This is a genomic window from Psychroserpens sp. SPM9, from assembly GCF_025153525.1.
GTDB lineage: Bacteria > Bacteroidota > Bacteroidia > Flavobacteriales > Flavobacteriaceae > Psychroserpens.
Genome location: NZ_JANZNR010000004.1, coordinates 147,700 through 166,680, shown reverse-complemented (window position 1 = coordinate 166,680; position 18,981 = coordinate 147,700). Strand labels below are relative to the sequence as shown.

Sequence of the window (18,981 nt, the reverse complement as noted above, 5' to 3'; positions counted from 1 at the left end):
GTAAGATATACTCACTCTTCATTAACTCAATAAAATATAAGATAACATAAATAGAAACAATTACTGATGCCAAAATATCGTCAAAAGGTAAACCCATCACGAAAAAGGCATCAGTAAATGTATAATATATCAAAGAAAAAATACTGTATATCAATACAATACTCCTAATTATTAATTTAAATGGTTTACTACTAAGCAAACCAGAATAAAATATACCTAACAAACCAATAGAAAGAAAGGTATAAATGTTGTAAAGCCATGTATTAGGACAAAAAACACTGTTTTTTAAATTAATATACCATTCATAATCGTAATTATTCTGTAATATACCTGTGTATTCTCCAATAAGTTCTACAATAAATGTTAGCCATAGATAGACTACAAAAATTTTAAGAACAGAATTCTTGTTTTTTTTTAAATAGATAGTACCAGACAATGCAGCAATAAACTCTACTGATTTAGTTATTACTGAATAATTATCTATTAAAAAATCTCTCAAATGATAGTTTTATTAATTCTATTGTGGGTAATTGGCGCCTGGTGGCACTCCTTCAGTACCTTTATCTAAACCAAGACCTCCTGGAATATCACCGCCACCTCCTGTTTGAAGAGCAAAGTTAAACATTTTACCTTCAGAAGTTGTTATCGGCTGTCCGGTTGGCACAAATAACATCGTTGTATAACCAGGAATATTACCTTGAGTAGGATGAGCTCCTAAATAAATTCTAACTCCGTCCATCTTATAGTTCAAGTCTTTCGCTTGATTTTCAGCGATAATTAAATAATTTCGCAGATCCTCTAAATCATACCATGACGATCTATTATCGCCACCTTGAACACCTCTAAAAAATTGATTTGTAATGGAATCATACCTCGGATTATAAGCATGGGTCAACGCTTTAATTTCTGCTGGAGTTATTAAACCTTTTGGATCGTCTGGTTCCATACCTTCTAATCCGCCGTCTTTCTGACAGTAAAAATACATGGCTAATGCCCCTAAAATAAAGCCTAAAATAAGTAGTACTAATTTTTTCATAATTTGATCAGTTTGAATTAATTGCGCTGTAATGTATTGAAAATCTTAATACAAAACCACAAATTGTGTTAAAATCTAAGTCTTTTCCTACTAATTTTTACATTTAAACCGAATCATATGACCTAAAAACTTCTGAGATAGCATATTAATGGCTGTCTCTGTAAGTTGGAATATTCGGGGATAGCCTCCAGTGGTTTGACAGTCTCTCATTAAAACGATTAGGCTTCCTGAAGGCGTTAACTGCACCGTACCAGGCAAAACCAGAGATGTAATGATTGGGGCCAAGGTGTTTTCAATTCTGTTTTCAAATTGATAAGCCATACGATTACTGGAATTAGAGATCACAAAATCGTTTTCAAACAATGCTACTTGAGCTTGTTGGCTTAAATTATCAAATTCTGGTCCTTTAATAACTTCCAAAACCGTAGTTTCAAAATGTGTCGCATTCACTTTTATACTCGAATAACTGACTTGCGTTGCTATATTTACTTCGGAAATTGGTATAAGATCTCCCTTTTGAAGTCTAAAATTAGAAGTAACCGGCTTGAACATACTACGACTCTCCATAACAGTTTCGGTTTGAAAACCACCAAAAACGGAAACATAGCTGCGACAACCATAAATTAGCGCTCCAAAGGCTAATTCATCACCAAGTTTTACAGTAATTACTGTATTGTTTTTTATGGGTTTAGAGTTTAAAGTTGCACTCATATCGGCACCTGTAATGCAGATCACAGAACCTTGTAAGAACTTAAGCCTGGGCCCAAAACCCACACACTCTATAACGGCTGCATTTTTATCGTTTCCAAGGATAGAATTTGCTAAACCTGCCGAATAACGATCCATAACACCCGAGATAGGTACACCATAGCTCATAAATTTCGAGCGACCAAAATCTTGAATCGTATCCAACAGTCCTGTTTTAATAACTTCAACCATGGTACACTTCATTTTCTAGTTGATAGCAACCGTTTTCTATCTCCTCATGTATCACATCATATTCAGATTTGCTAATAGGAACAAATTGAACTTTATCACCTGCTTTAGCGAAACAAGGTTCTACCTGGTTGGTTTCAAAAAACACTATTGGCGAATTGCCGATAATATTCCAACCTCCAGGACTCTCATTTGGATACACTCCTGTTTGTGGTCCGCCAATCGCAACGGCACCTTTTTTTATTTGTAATCTCGGACTTTTTTTTCGCGGAAAATGCAAGCGTTTATCCAATCCGCCTAAGTATAAAAATCCAGGTAAAAATCCAATAAAATAAACGGTATAAATGGGTTCAGAATGCAGCTGAATAATTTGAGCTTTCGAGCAGTTTTTTTTTTCTGAAATCTCTACTAAATCTATCCCGAATTCTTCATCATAACACACAGGGATTTTCCAAAGATTAAAAACAGATTTTTCTAAATGATCGCGATTAGAATAATGTGCTTTAAGCCTCTTAATTTCATCATAGGCATTATCAATAGTAAACATGTAAATAATTAATAACGAATTATATGCGTTATTTACCTGAACTATTTCTTTAATATTAGTGTTTTCTAGTTTATTTTTAAAATCTAACACATCGTGAAGTATGTTTTCGTTGATTTCTGAAGGCCATTCTACCAAAATAGACCGTTCTGAAAAGCGTCGATATGTGAGGTTAAATTTCAACATAAATCTAAGAAATTTCAATCATATTTTGCTTTAATTTTAATATTAAATCCGTTAGGTTTTCAACCACATTTTCGCCATCACCATGCACACAAAATGTATCTGCTTTTAGCGTCACTTCTACCCCATTAATTGTCGTCACTTTTTCATTCAAAACTATTTGATAAATATGTCGAAACATCGTTTCCGAATCATGTATCAAAGCCTGTGTTTTTGTTCTCGAGACTAAAGTTAAATCATCATTATAATTGCGATCGGCAAATGCTTCAAACTTAACTTTTACACCAGCACTAACTGCTATTTGAGAAACCACCGATTGATAAGGCGTATATAAAAAGACATGAGGTCCAAATCGTTTTACCACCTTAACAATAGCTGTTGCAGTTTCTTCATCAATAGCAGCAAGATTATATAAAGCGCCATGAGGTTTAATATGATGCAGTGGCAAATCTTGCTTATCGAGAATAATTTTTAAACCTTGTACTTGACTGTAAATACTATCCTGAAGGTCTTTCTGAGACATTTTTATAATTTTCCGTCCAAAATTCTCCTGATCTGGGAACGACGGATGCGCTCCAATTTTTACCTGATAACGATTTGCAAGCGCTGTAACCGTTTCCATCGTAGACACATTGCCTGCATGACCACCACAAGCAATATTACATGATGACAGTAATGGCATTAATAAGGCTTCGTTACCAACACCTTCTCCTAAATCACAATTGAGGTCTATTTTATACACGTAAATTACAATACATTAAACACTTTCAAGATACTCTTAACACCTAAAAATAAAGCTATTCCGAAGATAACAAACCCTAAAACATTTTGAATTAATGAGTTTTTATACCTTCCAAGAATTGAGGTTTTGTTCATTATCCATAATAAAAACCCAGCAATTACAGGTAATAGCAATCCGTTAGCAACCTGCGCAAACTTTATAATTTCAATAGATTTAAAGCCTATTGATGAAAACAAGACGCCCAAACCTAAAATAAACATCCATACCATTCGAAACCGTTTTGCTTTCATATGCGTACGCCATCCTAAGCATCCTGAAGCCACGTAAGCCGCAGCCAAAGGCGCTGTAATCGCACTTGTTATTCCAGCTGCGAATAATCCCAATGACAAAAAATAAGACGAGAATCGACCGAAAAGAGGCTCCAAACCTTTAGCCAAATCAGCCGCATTAGTGACTTCAACAGTTTTTATAGCAGCCGCTGAAATTATAATGCACATCGAAACAATTCCGCCTAAAACAACAGCAACAATAGTATCTTTTCTAGCAAATTTTAAATCGCTAGTATCTTTCCATTTTTCTTTTACTAAAGACGCATGAAGAAATAAATTATAAGGCACCACTGTGGTCCCAACCAAAGCGATAACAGTAAGAATATTTTCATCTGTAAACTTAGGCATGAACAAACCCTTAAAAATTTGAGACATATCAGGTTTTGTCAATATTGCTGTAATTAAAAAGGCCAGGCTCATCAAAATTACCAAGGAAATTAGAGCTTTTTCTAAGATTTTATAATTGCCAATATAAAGTAAAACAAAAGCTATAGCACCAATAATTAGTGGAAAAACTGCAAATGAAATATCACCAATCACAATTTGAGAAGCACCAAATAAGGTTTCTAAACCAAGTACACTACCACTTATGTTTCCAGCTTCATAAGCGGCATTTCCAATTACAATAGCCGAAAGAATCAATACAATGGCTAAGGTTCGAACTAACGGATTCGGAATTTCAGATCTAATAATTTCAGATAAACCCTTTTGCGAAACAATGCCCAATCGTGCCGACATTTCTTGTAAAACAACTGTTGCAACTATAGACAGCAACATGGCCCAAAGCAGTGAAAATCCAAAATTCACACCAGCCAAAGTACAAACTGTAACGGTTCCCGGACCAATAAAAGCGGCAGCTACGAGAGGTCCCGGACCAATATTTCTAAACCAGTTTTTAATCACGTTCTACAGAATTTAAAGCATAAATCGCAAAGCTACCGAGCCAATGACCACCTTCATAACTATCACCAACAATACTTGGCAAGGAATAATTGATGTGTTGATTCGCTATGGTTTTAAGATGCGCATATTCAGGTAAATCCCGAGCAATTTCATTGAGACTCCATGCTCTTGAAAAATTAACACCATCGAGGTGCACGAGTTTCCCATCGGTTCTATCACTTACTTTCCCTGTATCTAAACTAAAATTTTGGTCTTTTAACTGCGGAAGGAAATCGTTGAGCCAAATTTTAAAATCTTCAATAGGCAACACGCGTTTCATCAGTGCCGCTTCTTCGAAGCAAGGTGACAAAAAATCGAAGCCACTAGGCTCCCAAGTTAGCGGACAACCTTGATCTTGATTATAAAAATCTTTAGCCCGTTGCTCAATTACATCTTGCAGTTCTTTATGTCTAAGTGTTTTTGCATAATCATACGCAAATGAGAGTCCGAAAGCCGTATTAGGATGCTCACCAACACGAATAGGGTAATTCAACTTTGGTAGAAATTCCAGATATTTACTAACAATCAAATCGGTGAGCGGTTGTAAATTAGCTTCCAGTTCTCTGGCTATTGGATCATCCCAGGTATGCAATTCTTCAGCAAGCTTTAATAACCATGCCCAGCCATAAGTACGTTCATACGTTGTATTGTACTTTCCGAAGAAATAAGCCACTTCAGCTTCTATATTTGCTTTAGACATATTCTCAAGAAGCATCTTTTTTGCAGCGTCAGCAGTATCTAAATCTGGAAATTGCTTTAATAAACTCACCAAACTCCAATGACCATGAACTGCCGAGTGCCAGTCAAAACACCCGTAAAATGTTGGATGCAAGTCTTGAGGTGATTGTAAGTCGGCATCACTACCAATGGTTTGATTGAGTTTGTTTGGATATTCGGTTTGGATACAATGAATAGGCAATTGCGCCAAGCGATTAGCTTGCTCTAAGTCGATTGCTGGTGTTTTAACCTGTTCAATCTTTGTGGTTACCTCTGGTGTTTTACTTTTTTGTTCTTCGGAAGTATTGCAACCCAAAAGCAAAAGTGCAATCCAAAGGATGTGATAGTTTTTCATGTTATAAATTTAAGATTTTAAATTCTAACATAATTTTAAAATTTAAATTCGAAAAAATTCTATAATCCATAGACCTTACAGCATTTACACACAACAAAGCACAAAAACATAAATACATGTATTTCAATATTTTAACACTAATTCTTATTGTTTTACTGTTGAATTTTCTTACTTTTAAAACAACAACGCTTTATTTTTAAATCTAAATCAAATCATGAGAAAAAAAAACTTACACATCCGTCTATTTTTAGTACTTTTTTTAACACTACTGATGTTCCAAAATTGTTCGAAAGACACTCTTGAACCCGAAAAAGAACAATTAAAAATTACACCTGTGGTAGAACAATTAACCCGAATGGGGTTTGATATTGACAACATTAAAGAAACTAAAAACTCTTATATTGTTGAAGGTGACTTAGTATTTTCAAAAAACATAGAGGATTACAACAACTATAGTGATAATTTTGAGAGACAAGCACATTCTGACAATACCGTTGGATTAAATGGAACGACACCTCGAATCATCAATGTATATTCAAAAATTACTGACCCAGGAGGAGTCATCTCGCAAGATCCAAACCCATGGCTAATTCCCATTACTAACGCTATATCTGATTGGAATACCGTAATTGATGATTCTTGTTTGCAATTTGTTTTAGTAAATCATGCCCAAAATGCTGATATAAAAATAATTAGTGATATGGATCCTGAAAGCCCTGATGTATTACCTTCAAATTATTTAGGACGAGCAGGGTTACCTGATTCAAATATGGATCCATTTGGATATGTTTACATCAATCTTGATTTTACAAATACTGACACCTCTCCTCCTAGCAATAATCAAATGAGAAATATTATTATTCATGAAATAGGACACTGCGTTGGTTTTGTACATACTGATCAATCAAGTTCAACTGGTGGCTACAATCCAATACCGGGTACACCGATTAATGATCCTAATTCTGTCATGAATGCCTTTATTGTTGGTCAAAACTCATTAGGTTTTTCAAATTATGATGCTGTTGCTGTCGATTACTTATATGGTGGATGCACAAATATTATAATTAATCCAATAACTAGTATTAATGGCCCAGCTCAACTTTGTTCAGGACAAGCGACTTATACACTTACTGGTGCTACAGTTGCGGATTGGCATGTATCTACAAATTTAAATATTGTCTCAGAAAATGGTAATACAGTTACAGTCGAACTGGCGCATAATGGTGCTGTTATAGGCGGAACTTATGTTGAAGCACAGTTAAGTAACGGTGACTTGGTTAGAAGAAATATTTCAACAGGATCTCCTACTCCTAGCGGATCAGCAGTTATAAGTGGCCCAAACCTACTAAAGTACTACCAAACTGGAGCCTTCTCAACATCAAGCTCTAACTTTTCAAGCTATACAAATGTAGAATGGGTAGTTTTTAGCTATTCATTCCCTAATGCAGGACAATATTTTGATATTCGTCAAAATTATAATAATGATTTTTTCACAGAAGTAGAAGTATTACCAACAGCACCTGAAGGTTTTTATACTGTACAATGCAGAGTAAGTAATAACTGTGGAACTTTTTACATAGACAAGCAATTTGAAGTAAAGAAAGCTAGACCTCAATTCTATGACGTTCTAGATTAAGTATTAAATTATAATTATTAAATATAAAAACGAAAGCATATAGATCAAACTATGTGCTTTTGTTCTAGCCCATCACCCCAACCAGCCCTCACGATCCATACTACGGTATTGAATGGCTTCGGAAATGTGAGCGCCTTGAATTGACTCTGACGCTTCTAAATCGGCAATGGTACGCGACACCTTTAAGATTCTATCGTATGCTCTCGCTGAAAGATTTAAACGTTCCATAGCTGTTTTAAGCAAAGTCATTGAACTCTCATCTAATTTACAATACTTCCGAATTTGCTTTGTATTCATTTGTGCATTGTAATGAACGTTTTCAGATGCTTTAAAGCGTAGTGTTTGTAGGAGTCTCGCTGCTGTAACACGCTCCCTAATCTCAACCGAAGACTCGCCCTTGCGTTCATCAGATAACTTATCAAAAGGCACAGGCGTCACTTCAATATGAATATCGATACGATCTAATAATGGTCCGGAAACTTTACTTAAATACCGTTGCATTTCAGCAGGAGACGACGTTACTGGTGCATTGGGATCATTGAAATAACCGCCCGGACTCGGATTCATACTCGCGACCAACATAAAGGATGATGGATAAGTAACCGTAAATTTAGCTCTGGAGATTGTCACTTCCCGATCCTCTAAAGGTTGTCGCATCACTTCTAACACTTCGCGTTTAAATTCTGGCAATTCATCTAAAAACAACACCCCATTATGTGATAAAGAAATTTCGCCTGGCTGCGGATAACTGCCTCCACCCACTAAGGCGACGTTAGAGATGGTATGATGCGGACTCCTAAAAGGGCGTTGTGCCATCAAACCTGTATGAGCTTTAACTCGACCTACAACCGAATGAATTTTTGTCGTTTCTAAAGCTTCGTGTAAAGTCATTGGTGGCAAAATACTGGGTAGACGTTTTGCTAACATGGTTTTTCCTGCGCCTGGTGGTCCAATTAATATTATATTATGACCACCTGCTGCAGCAATTTCCATACAGCGTTTGATACTTTCTTGACCTTTCACATCTGAAAAATCGAATTCAGGAAAATTAAGACTTTTATTAAATTCTTCGCGTGTATTAATTATAGTTGGATCTAAAGGTTCATTGGCATCAAAATAATTAATCACCTGATCGATATTGTCAACACCATAAACATTTAAACCATCAACAATAGCAGCTTCTTTAGCATTTTGCTTCGGAAGAATAAAACCTTTAAACCCTTCTTCTCTAGCTTTAACTGCAATGGGTAAGGCACCTTTTATAGGTTGTAAATTACCATCAAGAGACAATTCACCCATAATGAGATAATCTTCGATATGTGCAGCTTGAATTTGATTGGTCGCTACTAAGATTCCGATGGCTAAAGTGAGATCATAAGCAGAGCCTTCTTTACGCAAATCGGCTGGCGACATATTGATAATGATTTTCTTTCCCGGAATTTTATAACCGTTATTTTGAAGTGCAGCTGCAATCCTGAAATTACTTTCTTTAATCGCATTGTCTGGCAATCCGACGAGATGATAACCAATACCGTTGTCGACATTCACTTCCACAGTAATGGTTGTTGCTTCCACACCAAACACTGCACTACCAAAAACTTTTTTAAGCATATATAGATTATTTTCTATAAATGTAATTAAAGTTTTGAGGATATAAAATGAAAAATTGGAAAATCTATATATTTGTTCAAAATCTACTTATGAAACATTTCTTCTATAAAATCAGTGATCCTTTAATGCTTATTGGCGTCGTTATAATTCTCATATGCATTTTCGTTTTGGGTGATAATGATGTTGACGGTCAAATAGATAATAAAGTTTTAATGACTGTTGGCGGTGTACTCGTTGCTATTGGAGGTTTAATACGATTTTATAGAAATTATAATGAGAACTAAAGGCCTATCAAACTTTAGGTAATTGGTTTTAATGAATTGACAGAACTTAAACAATTAGTTCCCCGCACCCAAAACCACACTAGGCTCATAATCTAATCCCCATTGAATTCCGAAGAGCACCACCTGTTCGCCATCACTTTTAAAATTTTTTCCAAAACCACCATTTAGCGTGAATGATTTATTAATCTTATAACGAATAGAACCTATAGAACGTTCTTCATTGTTATCATCGGCATCTCGCGTAATGTATTCATAAGCAAAAGACAGCTTGTCTAATTCGAGTTCCATTTTTACGCCGTAATCAGTTTTAGTTTCAATAAATAAATCGGAGGCTTCATTTAAATTCAAACCATCACGAAGGTATCTAAATACACCATATATGTGCACATGACTATTAGTACCAATGGTTGGTGTATAAAAGGCCAAATCTCCAGAAGCCCAAACACCAAATCTTCCGAAGGCATCATCCAAATCCTGATTTTTATCACCCATAAAATGACTATAAGCAGCGGCAACATCTAAAGCAAATACAGGCTTCCGCTGAAGGGTATTTTCAAAATCGGTTACTATGGTTTTATACGTCTCTAAATTGGTAATGGCTGTATTAATTTCTGAAGGACTCAAACCTGGTTTCGCAAAAATTGCAATCACTTCTGGACTAGACATAAATGTCGTATACGCCGTATATTGTGATTTGATATCATTAATCTGACTCTTAGTTTTAAAAGATAATAATCGTGTTCGTGCCCCAACCGAAACATACGATTGTGCCTGAGGCAACACATCAAATGTTCCATTCATTAAAGCCATTGAGACAGAAAACCGCTTCCATACATCGCCAAATATATTATAGCCTGTATAATCGTTGGGTGTTACTTCAGAATCATCAGCCTTTTGCGTTGTTAGATTGTTATATTTAAAGAAATCCATCCGCTCACGTTTGACATACCAGTACGGCTGAAATTCGACCGCATAATTATTATTGGATAACCCATTTGAACTATCTCCAGAAAAAGCACTGATGGTCTGCAAAGAAAAAGCCTGAATATTTTCTGGCACGATAATATTTGACGGTGTAATATCCATCAACACAAAAGCTGGTGAACTTGGAGGTGCTATATTTTGAAGTGCTGCTGTGGGCTCTGTTCCAGATTGCGCTATCACAATTGAAGACCACAACACACTTAGTAGTACAATTTTTTTCATAGCTTGAGTTTAAGTTAATAGCAATTCACTTTCGATTACACAGGTTTTGTCTTTATAAAAGGATTTTAATTCGAAAGCCATCATATACGGACTCACATCACCGCCTTTGAGGCTTGCTTCATAAGTGTCTTTTACTTGTTGAATGGCAAGGTTAAAGGTTTCTTCATCTGGAAACGAATTAAAAAACCTCAAAAAACTCACCACTCTAAAGAATTTTCCATTGACTTTATTTCCGTTGTCTAACTGTTTCCAGCCTGGTTTTTGAGCTGGATCAAAAGGTGAAATCATTGAATAAGGCGTATCGTCATCTTCAGAATGATATAAAAACGGATAAGTCATAGTGATGGCCTCGGTTTCTATTCCGACTTTTAATTTGATAGGTGTATTGGTTCCTACTTGATATGAATCCATAGCGTATTGGTTTTAAGGTGTTTTAAGTATTTAAGACTTCGGAAATGACAGCATCTAAGTCGTGATGTTTATCTTCAAAAGCCGTTAACCATTGCGATGTCTCTGCATGATCTGAAAAACTGTTAAGTGCTTGCATCACCTCGTTTTTATGTTGCACAGGCAAGGCTTCAACAACATCTGAAAGATTTTCAAACAATTGAAGTGGCGAATTTTTAGCTTCACTGAGCTTAAAGGCAATTTTACCTGTAAGATCTAAAAATTTCAAATAATTCACCTTTGTTGTAATGGGTGTGTTAATATTCAATTGATCAAATACATCTCGTGTTATAGCTCTTGTTTGCGGACCCGAAATACCGTCGACAATAATTGCTTTTCCGTAGATGAACTTAAGAACCATTTGCAGGTATAAAGTTTCCGATTTTGAAGATTCATGATAATCTACATTCACACTTGTATCTACATGCCAATGGTCTTCATGATTGGTATAATAATAATTTAAAACGATGCCAAAATGCTTTCTTAAAAACGATTCTATTCCTAAATACAATTCTTTTTGATGGACAAAATTTAAAGTAACCAGAGCATTAGTGCTCCAGAAAATCGCATCCAAATCAAAGGCCTTACCATTGCCATGCTGACCAGGTTTATCCACAAAAATCCCAGCCGTCGTAATCACTTCTGGAGTTCCTAAGGGACAATGTGCAAAAACTTCGGCCAAGGCCGTTTTTAAAACCTCTAAAAATTCAGAATCTATTAAAAAATCACGCTGCTCACCTCGTGTTCCATAAGGGTGACTGGTCAATCTGGCGTAGTGTAGAGGAATTCCCTTGATTGCATTTATTTGTTCCATAATATTAATCTTCTAATGCTGTATGAATAGCGTTTATTTGTTCTTTAATCAATTCACTCTGAATCACACGATCGTAATATGCAATAGTGCTTTTACTTAAGTGTCGTGCCAATGTTGGCTCATAGGTTTTCCAGATGGTCGCATTGTCTTTAATTTGGGCTTTAACTTTAGCGTTTTCCTGTTTCAGAAACTGCTCGAAAGCAAGGATTTGATTTTTATCAATGAGATCACCTCCTAAAAAGGATTGCACTTCGTCAAATTCTATCTGAAACGGCAAATGAATCGGTATATAATCAACTAAAGGATCTTTGCTCCAGTCTTGCATAAAGTCGCTCAAATAATTAGGAATCTTATCCAGATTAAAACCCGTTTTTAAATCGGCCACAATATTATCCTGCTCTACTTCATCAATTTTTAAATGAGTGATATCGTTTTCATCTTTAAATTTCTGCACCAGATGCCAGATGTAATTATTTCTTCCATTTATAATTTCGACGAATATTTTTTTGGTTTTATTTAAGGTAGAATCCTTCAGTAAATAATTGTGTAAATCCATCGAACTAAGGAGTCCGCTATTATCTAAAGCACCCGCATCAATATAATGACCATAGCCTTTTATTTTTGCTGCCGGACTCAGCGCAGGAAATCTATTAGTAGACGATACCGCTTCATAATAAGCAATTGAACGACCGTTACGCAATTGTGATAAATTATCAGAATTATAAAACAACGTAGAATCCTGCGGATATTTTACAGAATAAAACACGCCACGTCTTCCATTGGTTTTTGCGGTGTTGACAATTAGCGACGGAAAATAACCGCGTTTATTATTGAATATATTGGTTTTCCAATAGGAATTAAACGACAGCGAATCTAGGGTCATTACAGATTGATCTTCGAGGATATTCCGATAGGTTACCATGGAATAATAAGATCGATCTCTGTACTTTCCTATACTACTTAAAGGATACAATTTTCGTATAAAATCATACCCAAAGGTCAAAGCCAAATCTTTTGAAGCAAAATTTTGATTAGCCACCTGATCAATTTTCAATCCGATAGTCGTAAAATCATCAGTGTATTCACCACCTAAAACCGAATATAAAGACACGCCCATCATTCCGCCAGAAGCGCCCGAAAACGATACGGTTTGATCTAAAAATTCACCTTCAGTTTGCATTTGAATTTCGTTCAAGACTTTCATGGTCCAGATATTAGCTTTTAATCCGCCACCATGAGCAGCCACAAAAAATAAAGGTTTGTCGGTTCTGGACCTAAGACTATCTTTAAAGGCGTCCATGTATAACACCTCTTCATTTTCAATGTTTTGAAAAGCCTGTAATTCGTGTATTTGGGTTTCCGAAGTATAACTTACAATTGAGATAATAACAATCACTAATGTGACAATAGAGGCGATTAAACGTCGTCGTACCGAAAACATATTTTGATCGTCTAAAGACACTAAATGATGCCTGTTTTCGGGAAGCACGCCAGAGCTGTACAGGTAGTTTTTTTCGGTAACATAAGGGTTTTTATCTAGGTCTTCTTTTTGTGTCCTGAAAATTGTTATCATGAAAAAATATTTCACCAAACACGCCAAAGCATAGTAAGTAATAAAGAAATAGCACAGCAATATAAGCATGGCATTAGACAATTTCCAGTTATAAAACACAGCAATATTACTATACACGAGAAATAGAATCACGATGACAAAAAACACAAAATAGTACCTTAGATACCCAACACTGCTACTTAAAAAATAGTAGCGATTAAAATTGACGGTCTTAGCGTAGACACGAAACACTCTAAACAAAATATACAAGAGCGCTAACACAAACGTAAATACCTGAAGCAACCAATAGCCGTAAATACTAAAGTTTAATGTAAAGGCAATAATACAGCCTAAAACCAACACCAAACCTATACACATAAACAAGGCATTCACGCCTTTGGTAACAAATTGCTTCTTTTTTGCTTTGATAGCATTGGTAGCCTCATCCCCTTTTACAATTAATAATTGATCTTGATATTTATCAAAAGTGTCCAGTAAAAAAATAAGTATTGCAGCAGGAATTACAGACAATAAAAGTGTGACAGCTTGAATTAACGAGATATCAAAACCACTAAAATATAACTTCGGATAAAAGGTTTGATAAATATAATAATGCCAAATAATGAAGATGACCAAGCCTAAGCAGTGTCTGAAAAATTTCGCTTTAAAATCCTGTTTATACTTTGGGTCAATCTTAGAAAAAATAAAAATGGCATAACCTAACCATTTATAAATATACCATTTATGGTCATCGCGACTGTCGTTAATATTTTCGGCATAATAGATATATCTCGGATAATGAGATAAGACTGATGCAAAAACAGAAATCACTACAAAGCACAACAGCAATGACGTTTTATCGCTTTCTATCATATCGACCAACAGCGTATTGGCTTGCTCTAGGGCTTGAACCATAAGCAAAATAATACCGAGAAACAACAGACTTAAATAAGAGGACTTTCCAAATTTCCCAAATGACGTAATGACATTATTAACAAAATTAAGAAAGTGCAGGATTAATTTCCCTGGATATTGAAAAGGCATAAAAACAATTTAAAATTAGTACTCTTAGCGTCAACAAGAATTAATTTTAATGATCTATGAGGGAGAATTATAGCCCTAAGCTACAAAAAAAATATGAGTAAAATTCGGGAATTCAATTTAATGGTAAAATTATTATTAACAGCCCTTTTTAAATTCCTATATTAGAAGCATTAATTCATCATTTATGAATCTTACCAAACGAATAGGACTGGTTTTAGGACCATTACTTTTCACCATAATCATTATGTTTTTTAATCCGGAAGGGTTATCGCCTCAAGCCAAAGCTGTGCTTGCTTCGACGGTTTGGATTGCTATTTGGTGGATTACTGAAGCCATTCCAATTGCTGCAACCGCTTTGCTTCCCATTGTTTTATTTCCCTTGTCTGGCGGATTAGACTTGTCGACTACGACGAGTGCTTTCGGACATAAATATGTGTTTTTATATTTAGGCGGATTTGTTATTGCCATCGCTATTGAAAAATGGAATTTACACAAACGCATTGCCCTTAACATCATTCACATTATAGGAAGCGATGTACGAAAAATCATTCTTGGCTTTATGATTGCAACCGCATTTTTATCGATGTGGATTTCTAATACAGCAACCTCTGTGATGATGTTACCTATTGGGATTGCGATTATCAAACAACTCAAAGACAACCCAAACACCATTGAAAACGAAAATCAAATCTTCGGAAAAGCCCTTATGCTCGCCATCGCTTACAGTGCGTCTATTGGTGGTATAGGTACTTTAATAGGCACGCCTCCCAACTTGGTTCTGGCAGGTGTGGTTTCAGATATTTACGATTATGAAATCACCTTTTCGCAATGGTTCATGTTTGGTTTTCCTATTTCGATCCTCTTACTTTTTATCTGCTGGAAATATCTTACCCGATTTGCATTCAAGTTTAAACAAACCGAATTTCCTGGTGGAAAGCAAGAAATTAAACGTCTTTTAAAAACCTTAGGCAGCATTAGTTATGAAGAAAAGATTGTTGCTTCTGTTTTTGCCATTACCGCTTTTTGCTGGATTACCCGTTCATTTCTTTTACAAAAAATATTACCACAACTTGACGATACCATTATTGCTGTGTGTTTTGCCATTCTTTTATTTTTGATTCCTACAAAAAACAAAAAAACGCAGCTTATCAATTGGGAAGATGCCGTTAAAATCCCATGGGGAATCATTCTATTGTTTGGTGGCGGCATGGCCTTAGCTAAAGGATTTGAGGTAAGCGGACTCGCCGAATGGATAGGCAATCAGATGACAAGCTTTGCCGGAATTTCAACCCTACTTCTCATTTTAGTTCTTGTAGCTGCTGTTAATTTCCTCACCGAAATCACATCAAATCTTGCTACAACAGCAATGCTTTTACCGGTTTTAGCACCAATGGCATTAACTGTAGAGGTGCATCCGTTTGTACTTATGGTTGGCGCGGCAGTTGCTGCATCCTGTGCTTTTATGCTTCCAGTAGCAACACCTCCAAATGCTGTGGTTTTTGGTTCAGGATATTTAAGAATACCCGATATGGTGAGCAAAGGTATCGTAATGAATATCATCTCTATTATTATTGTGACCCTGTTTGTGTTCTTTGTATTACCCGAAGTTTGGAATTTGGTGGTTGAAGGGTTTCCAGAGGAATTGATAAAAACTTAGTCATTATGCTCTATAAACTCTAAAGCACGTTGTTCGTTATAATAAATATTCCCGCGTTGTACAAAGCCAACATGACCACCATATTTTGGCATTTCTAAGTAAAGATTATGATTCGCTTTTGCTGCTTTAACCGGATAACAGTGATGTGATAAAAACGAATCGTTTAACGCGTTAATAATTAAGGTTGGAATCTTAATGGTTTTCAGAAACGGCAAACTACTCGCTCGCTCATAATAGTCTGAAGCATCCAAAAAACCATGTGCTTTAGACGTATAAACCTCATCAAAATCTCTTAAAGTTTTAATAGACTTCACATCTTCAACAGTCACATTATCAGGAAACTGATTAATTTTTAGTTTTAATTTGTTGACTAAGTGTTTTAAAAACCGAATGGCAAAGGGTTTATTTTTCAGTTTGTGCAATTCTTCAGCCGAACCGTTAAGATGAACTGGAACAGAAACGGCTATTGCCGATTGTATTTCCTTCGGAATGAGTCGATCTTCACCCAAATATTTGAGTGTGATATTAGCCCCTAAACTGATGCCTTTAATGTAAATTTTAGAATACCCTTTTTTCTGAATACAATGCTGAACCACATCATCCAAATCGTCAGTTGCTCCAGAATGGTAACTGTGATAAAACCGATTATCTTCTCCGCTACAACCTCTGAAATTAACAGCTACAGCATCAATATCATTTTGATTGAACAATTTTGCTGTTCCTGTGATATAAGGACGTTGCGCGTGACCTTCTAATCCGTGAAGCAAAATAATAACCGCTTTTGAATCGTTTTCAGCATAACTCCAGTCCAAATCCAGAAAATCAGCATCTCGAGTTTCGATGCGCTCACGTTCTTGATTTACACCTCTTACATTTCGGAATAATCCAGAATAGATCGTTGCAATAAAGCCATTACCACATAAAAATGGTGCTTTGTAGGTTGATTCAATTACAGGCATTTAATATCGACACTACTTTAGGATGGTGAATTCAATTGACGAATCGTTATAAACACGATGAGTTTGAGTTTTAAAATCACTGTCGTCAGCTTCAAAAATGTTATCTACGTAGGTTTGCGGATTTACATCTATATACGGAAAAAACGTACTTTGAACTTGAATTTGGATTTTGTGTCCTTTTTTAAACGTATGAAAAACGTCTTGTAATTTTACGTGTACAGCTGTTTTTTGATTAGGCACAAAAGGCTCTGGCTTACTCATACTATTTCTAAAGCGTCCGCGGATAGTTTCACTCCTTACCATCATATGATAATTGCTTAATTTTAAATGATCCTGAACATCTTCATTATCGGTTGGCGTTTCAGTATTTCCAGGAAACACATCCACTACTTTCACAATCCAATCAGCAGCAGTTCCCGTTGTAGACACATTGAGTTTTGCCATAATATCACCAGCTAAGGTCACATCTTCTTCTAAAATATTGGTCTCAAAAACCAACACATCAGGACGTCTCGCAGCAAAACGCTGATCATCGGTCATAAATTTCCGAGGTGTAAAAACGACTTTAATATCTTCGGAATACGGTACCGGTTTTTTAGGGTCACTTACAAAATCTGAAGTTGCTATCATTCGATTTGCACGCTGAGTTAATTGCTGGTAAGGTTGCATAAAATAGCTTTCTGTAACAGTTTGCGCAGGAGGCCAAGTTTCAAAACTTACCCATTCTTTTTTACCAGTATCAAACATATGCGCTTCAGGAAGTGCTGTATTACCATTAGCTGCTCCTTTTAAAAAGTGATTAAAAAACGGGGTTTCAATTTCTTTTTGAAAATACTCAGAAATATGATCACCAAAATGAATATTTCCAATAACCTGTCGCTCTTTGGTTCTTGCCCAATCGCCATGACTCCAAGGACCAAATACAACTGTATTATAATTTGTGCTGTTTTCTTCTATAGTTTCATAGGTTTCAAATGGACCATATAAGTCTTCGGCATCAAACAAACCACCAACAATCATCGTTGCAGGCTTGATATCTTTTAAATGCTGAATAATCCCTCGACGTTGCCAAAATTCATCGTAATTGGGATGCGCTTTAATTTGCTCATAAAACACGTTATCTTCACCATAGTATTTATCAAGGTTTTTTAAGGGTCCAGCATCTAAAAAAAACTGATATTGATCTTCGGTTCCTATATCTGGAAACTCATACCAGGCTTCTTTTACAGGTGTATCTTTCATATAACCAAAAACTGAAGTTGCTCTCCAGTAACTCAACAAAAAGGCACCATTATGAATAAAATCATCAAAATAAAAATCACCAATACAAGCTTGAGGTGACGCTGCTTTTAAAGCCGGGTGCCCAGATAACACCGAGTAAGTCGCATAAAATCCGGGATATGAAATTCCCCACGTTCCTACATTTCCATTATTATTGTCTACATTATTAATCAGCCATTCTATCGTGTCGTAAGTATCACTTGCTTCATCGGTTTGATTCCCTGTTTTGTTAGGAATAAACGCTCTCATATTATCATAAACACCTTCGCTATTCCAGCGACCACGAACATCTTGGTACACAACAATATTACCTTCTTCCATAAGGTATTTGTTAGGTGATATTTTAGTTTTAAACTCATCCGCTCCATAAGGTCGGCAACTGTAAGGTGTTCGCATCATTAAGATTGGATAGGACTTAGACGTATCTTTAGGCGAATAGATGGTTGTATGAAGTTTGATCCCGTCCCGCATTTCTATCATCACTTCTTTTTTGGAATAATTGTCTTTCACATAGGTGTCTTCAACTTTAGTGGTTGTTTCCTTGGTTAATTCTGAAGGTTCCGTTTTTTTACACTGTATACATGTGAGGGCAATGATAGCCAACATTAGACATTTTTTGATCATGATTGGTACGATTTTGAAAAGTCTAAAGATAACGAATAAAAAAACCTTTTTAAACATCGGTAAAAAAAGGTTTGTTCTATTT

General features: G+C 35.8%; 16 protein-coding genes. 3 read left to right on the top strand and 13 right to left on the bottom strand.

Annotated elements, in window-relative coordinates; all coding sequences use genetic code 11:
• Nucleotides 1-517: 517 nt before the first annotated feature.
• The 6 genes from N4270_RS09720 to N4270_RS09695 form a co-directional block, all read right to left on the bottom strand.
• Nucleotides 518-1,036 carry a hypothetical protein gene (locus tag N4270_RS09720; RefSeq protein WP_260096900.1) on the bottom strand — a complete coding sequence of 173 codons (519 nt, stop codon included), beginning with the start codon at nucleotides 1,034-1,036 and terminating at the stop codon, nucleotides 518-520.
• 90 nt (nucleotides 1,037-1,126) lie between these two features.
• Nucleotides 1,127-1,987, bottom strand: coding sequence for a biotin-dependent carboxyltransferase family protein (locus N4270_RS09715; protein ID WP_260096899.1), 861 nt, complete (start codon nucleotides 1,985-1,987; stop codon nucleotides 1,127-1,129).
• Nucleotides 1,968-2,702, bottom strand: a complete 735-nt coding sequence (pxpB, locus tag N4270_RS09710) for a 5-oxoprolinase subunit PxpB (RefSeq protein WP_260096898.1) — start codon at nucleotides 2,700-2,702, stop codon at nucleotides 1,968-1,970. Before pxpB ends, N4270_RS09715 begins: the two co-directional genes overlap by 20 nt.
• Before the next feature lie 4 nt (nucleotides 2,703-2,706).
• Nucleotides 2,707-3,441, bottom strand: coding sequence for a 5-oxoprolinase subunit PxpA (pxpA, locus tag N4270_RS09705; RefSeq protein ID WP_260096897.1), 735 nt, complete (start codon nucleotides 3,439-3,441; stop codon nucleotides 2,707-2,709).
• Between the two features lie 5 nt (nucleotides 3,442-3,446).
• Entirely contained in the window at nucleotides 3,447-4,673 is a 1,227-nt protein-coding gene (locus N4270_RS09700) for an Nramp family divalent metal transporter (RefSeq protein ID WP_260096896.1), read from the bottom strand.
• Nucleotides 4,666-5,784: a DUF2891 domain-containing protein gene (locus tag N4270_RS09695; RefSeq protein WP_260096895.1), complete on the bottom strand. Its 1,119-nt coding sequence runs from the start codon at nucleotides 5,782-5,784 to the stop codon at nucleotides 4,666-4,668. The genes N4270_RS09700 and N4270_RS09695 overlap by 8 nt, the downstream gene beginning before the upstream one ends.
• A gap of 271 nt (nucleotides 5,785-6,055) precedes the next feature.
• On the opposite strand from N4270_RS09695, the gene N4270_RS09690 reads away from it, so the two are divergent.
• Complete coding sequence (locus tag N4270_RS09690) at nucleotides 6,056-7,420, top strand: zinc-dependent metalloprotease (protein ID WP_260096894.1); 1,365 nt, start codon at nucleotides 6,056-6,058, stop codon at nucleotides 7,418-7,420.
• A 72-nt stretch (nucleotides 7,421-7,492) separates the two neighbouring features.
• On the opposite strand, the gene N4270_RS09685 is transcribed toward N4270_RS09690, so the two are convergent.
• The gene (locus tag N4270_RS09685; RefSeq protein WP_260096893.1) at nucleotides 7,493-9,031 is read right to left on the bottom strand and encodes a YifB family Mg chelatase-like AAA ATPase; all 1,539 of its coding nucleotides are present in this window, start codon (nucleotides 9,029-9,031) and stop codon (nucleotides 7,493-7,495) included.
• An 89-nt stretch (nucleotides 9,032-9,120) separates the two neighbouring features.
• On the opposite strand from N4270_RS09685, the gene N4270_RS09680 reads away from it, so the two are divergent.
• Complete coding sequence (locus tag N4270_RS09680; protein WP_260096892.1) at nucleotides 9,121-9,315, top strand: hypothetical protein; 195 nt, start codon at nucleotides 9,121-9,123, stop codon at nucleotides 9,313-9,315.
• 54 nt (nucleotides 9,316-9,369) lie between these two features.
• On the opposite strand, the gene N4270_RS09675 is transcribed toward N4270_RS09680, so the two are convergent.
• The 4 genes from N4270_RS09675 to N4270_RS09660 are packed head-to-tail and all read right to left on the bottom strand — an operon-like array spanning nucleotide 9,370 to nucleotide 14,378.
• The gene (locus N4270_RS09675; RefSeq protein ID WP_260096891.1) at nucleotides 9,370-10,521 is read right to left on the bottom strand and encodes a hypothetical protein; all 1,152 of its coding nucleotides are present in this window, start codon (nucleotides 10,519-10,521) and stop codon (nucleotides 9,370-9,372) included.
• 9 nt (nucleotides 10,522-10,530) lie between these two features.
• Nucleotides 10,531-10,932, bottom strand: coding sequence for a hypothetical protein (locus N4270_RS09670; RefSeq protein WP_260096890.1), 402 nt, complete (start codon nucleotides 10,930-10,932; stop codon nucleotides 10,531-10,533).
• Nucleotides 10,933-10,954: 22 nt separating this feature from the next.
• On the bottom strand, nucleotides 10,955-11,782 hold the full coding sequence (locus tag N4270_RS09665) for a hypothetical protein (protein ID WP_260096889.1): 828 nt from the start codon (nucleotides 11,780-11,782) through the stop codon (nucleotides 10,955-10,957).
• Nucleotides 11,783-11,786: 4 nt separating this feature from the next.
• On the bottom strand, nucleotides 11,787-14,378 hold the full coding sequence (locus tag N4270_RS09660; RefSeq protein WP_260096888.1) for a hypothetical protein: 2,592 nt from the start codon (nucleotides 14,376-14,378) through the stop codon (nucleotides 11,787-11,789).
• Between the two features lie 184 nt (nucleotides 14,379-14,562).
• Between N4270_RS09660 and N4270_RS09655 the strand changes: the two genes are divergently transcribed.
• Entirely contained in the window at nucleotides 14,563-16,035 is a 1,473-nt protein-coding gene (locus N4270_RS09655; protein ID WP_260096887.1) for a DASS family sodium-coupled anion symporter, read from the top strand.
• Here the strand turns inward: N4270_RS09655 and N4270_RS09650 are convergent.
• Together N4270_RS09650 and N4270_RS09645 are read right to left on the bottom strand one after the other, a co-directional pair.
• On the bottom strand, nucleotides 16,032-16,994 hold the full coding sequence (locus N4270_RS09650) for a YheT family hydrolase (protein ID WP_260096886.1): 963 nt from the start codon (nucleotides 16,992-16,994) through the stop codon (nucleotides 16,032-16,034). The two genes, N4270_RS09655 and N4270_RS09650, sit on opposite strands and share 4 nt — an antisense overlap.
• Before the next feature lie 12 nt (nucleotides 16,995-17,006).
• Nucleotides 17,007-18,899 carry a CocE/NonD family hydrolase gene (locus tag N4270_RS09645; RefSeq protein WP_260096885.1) on the bottom strand — a complete coding sequence of 631 codons (1,893 nt, stop codon included), beginning with the start codon at nucleotides 18,897-18,899 and terminating at the stop codon, nucleotides 17,007-17,009.
• Between the last annotated feature and the right edge of the window lie 82 nt (nucleotides 18,900-18,981).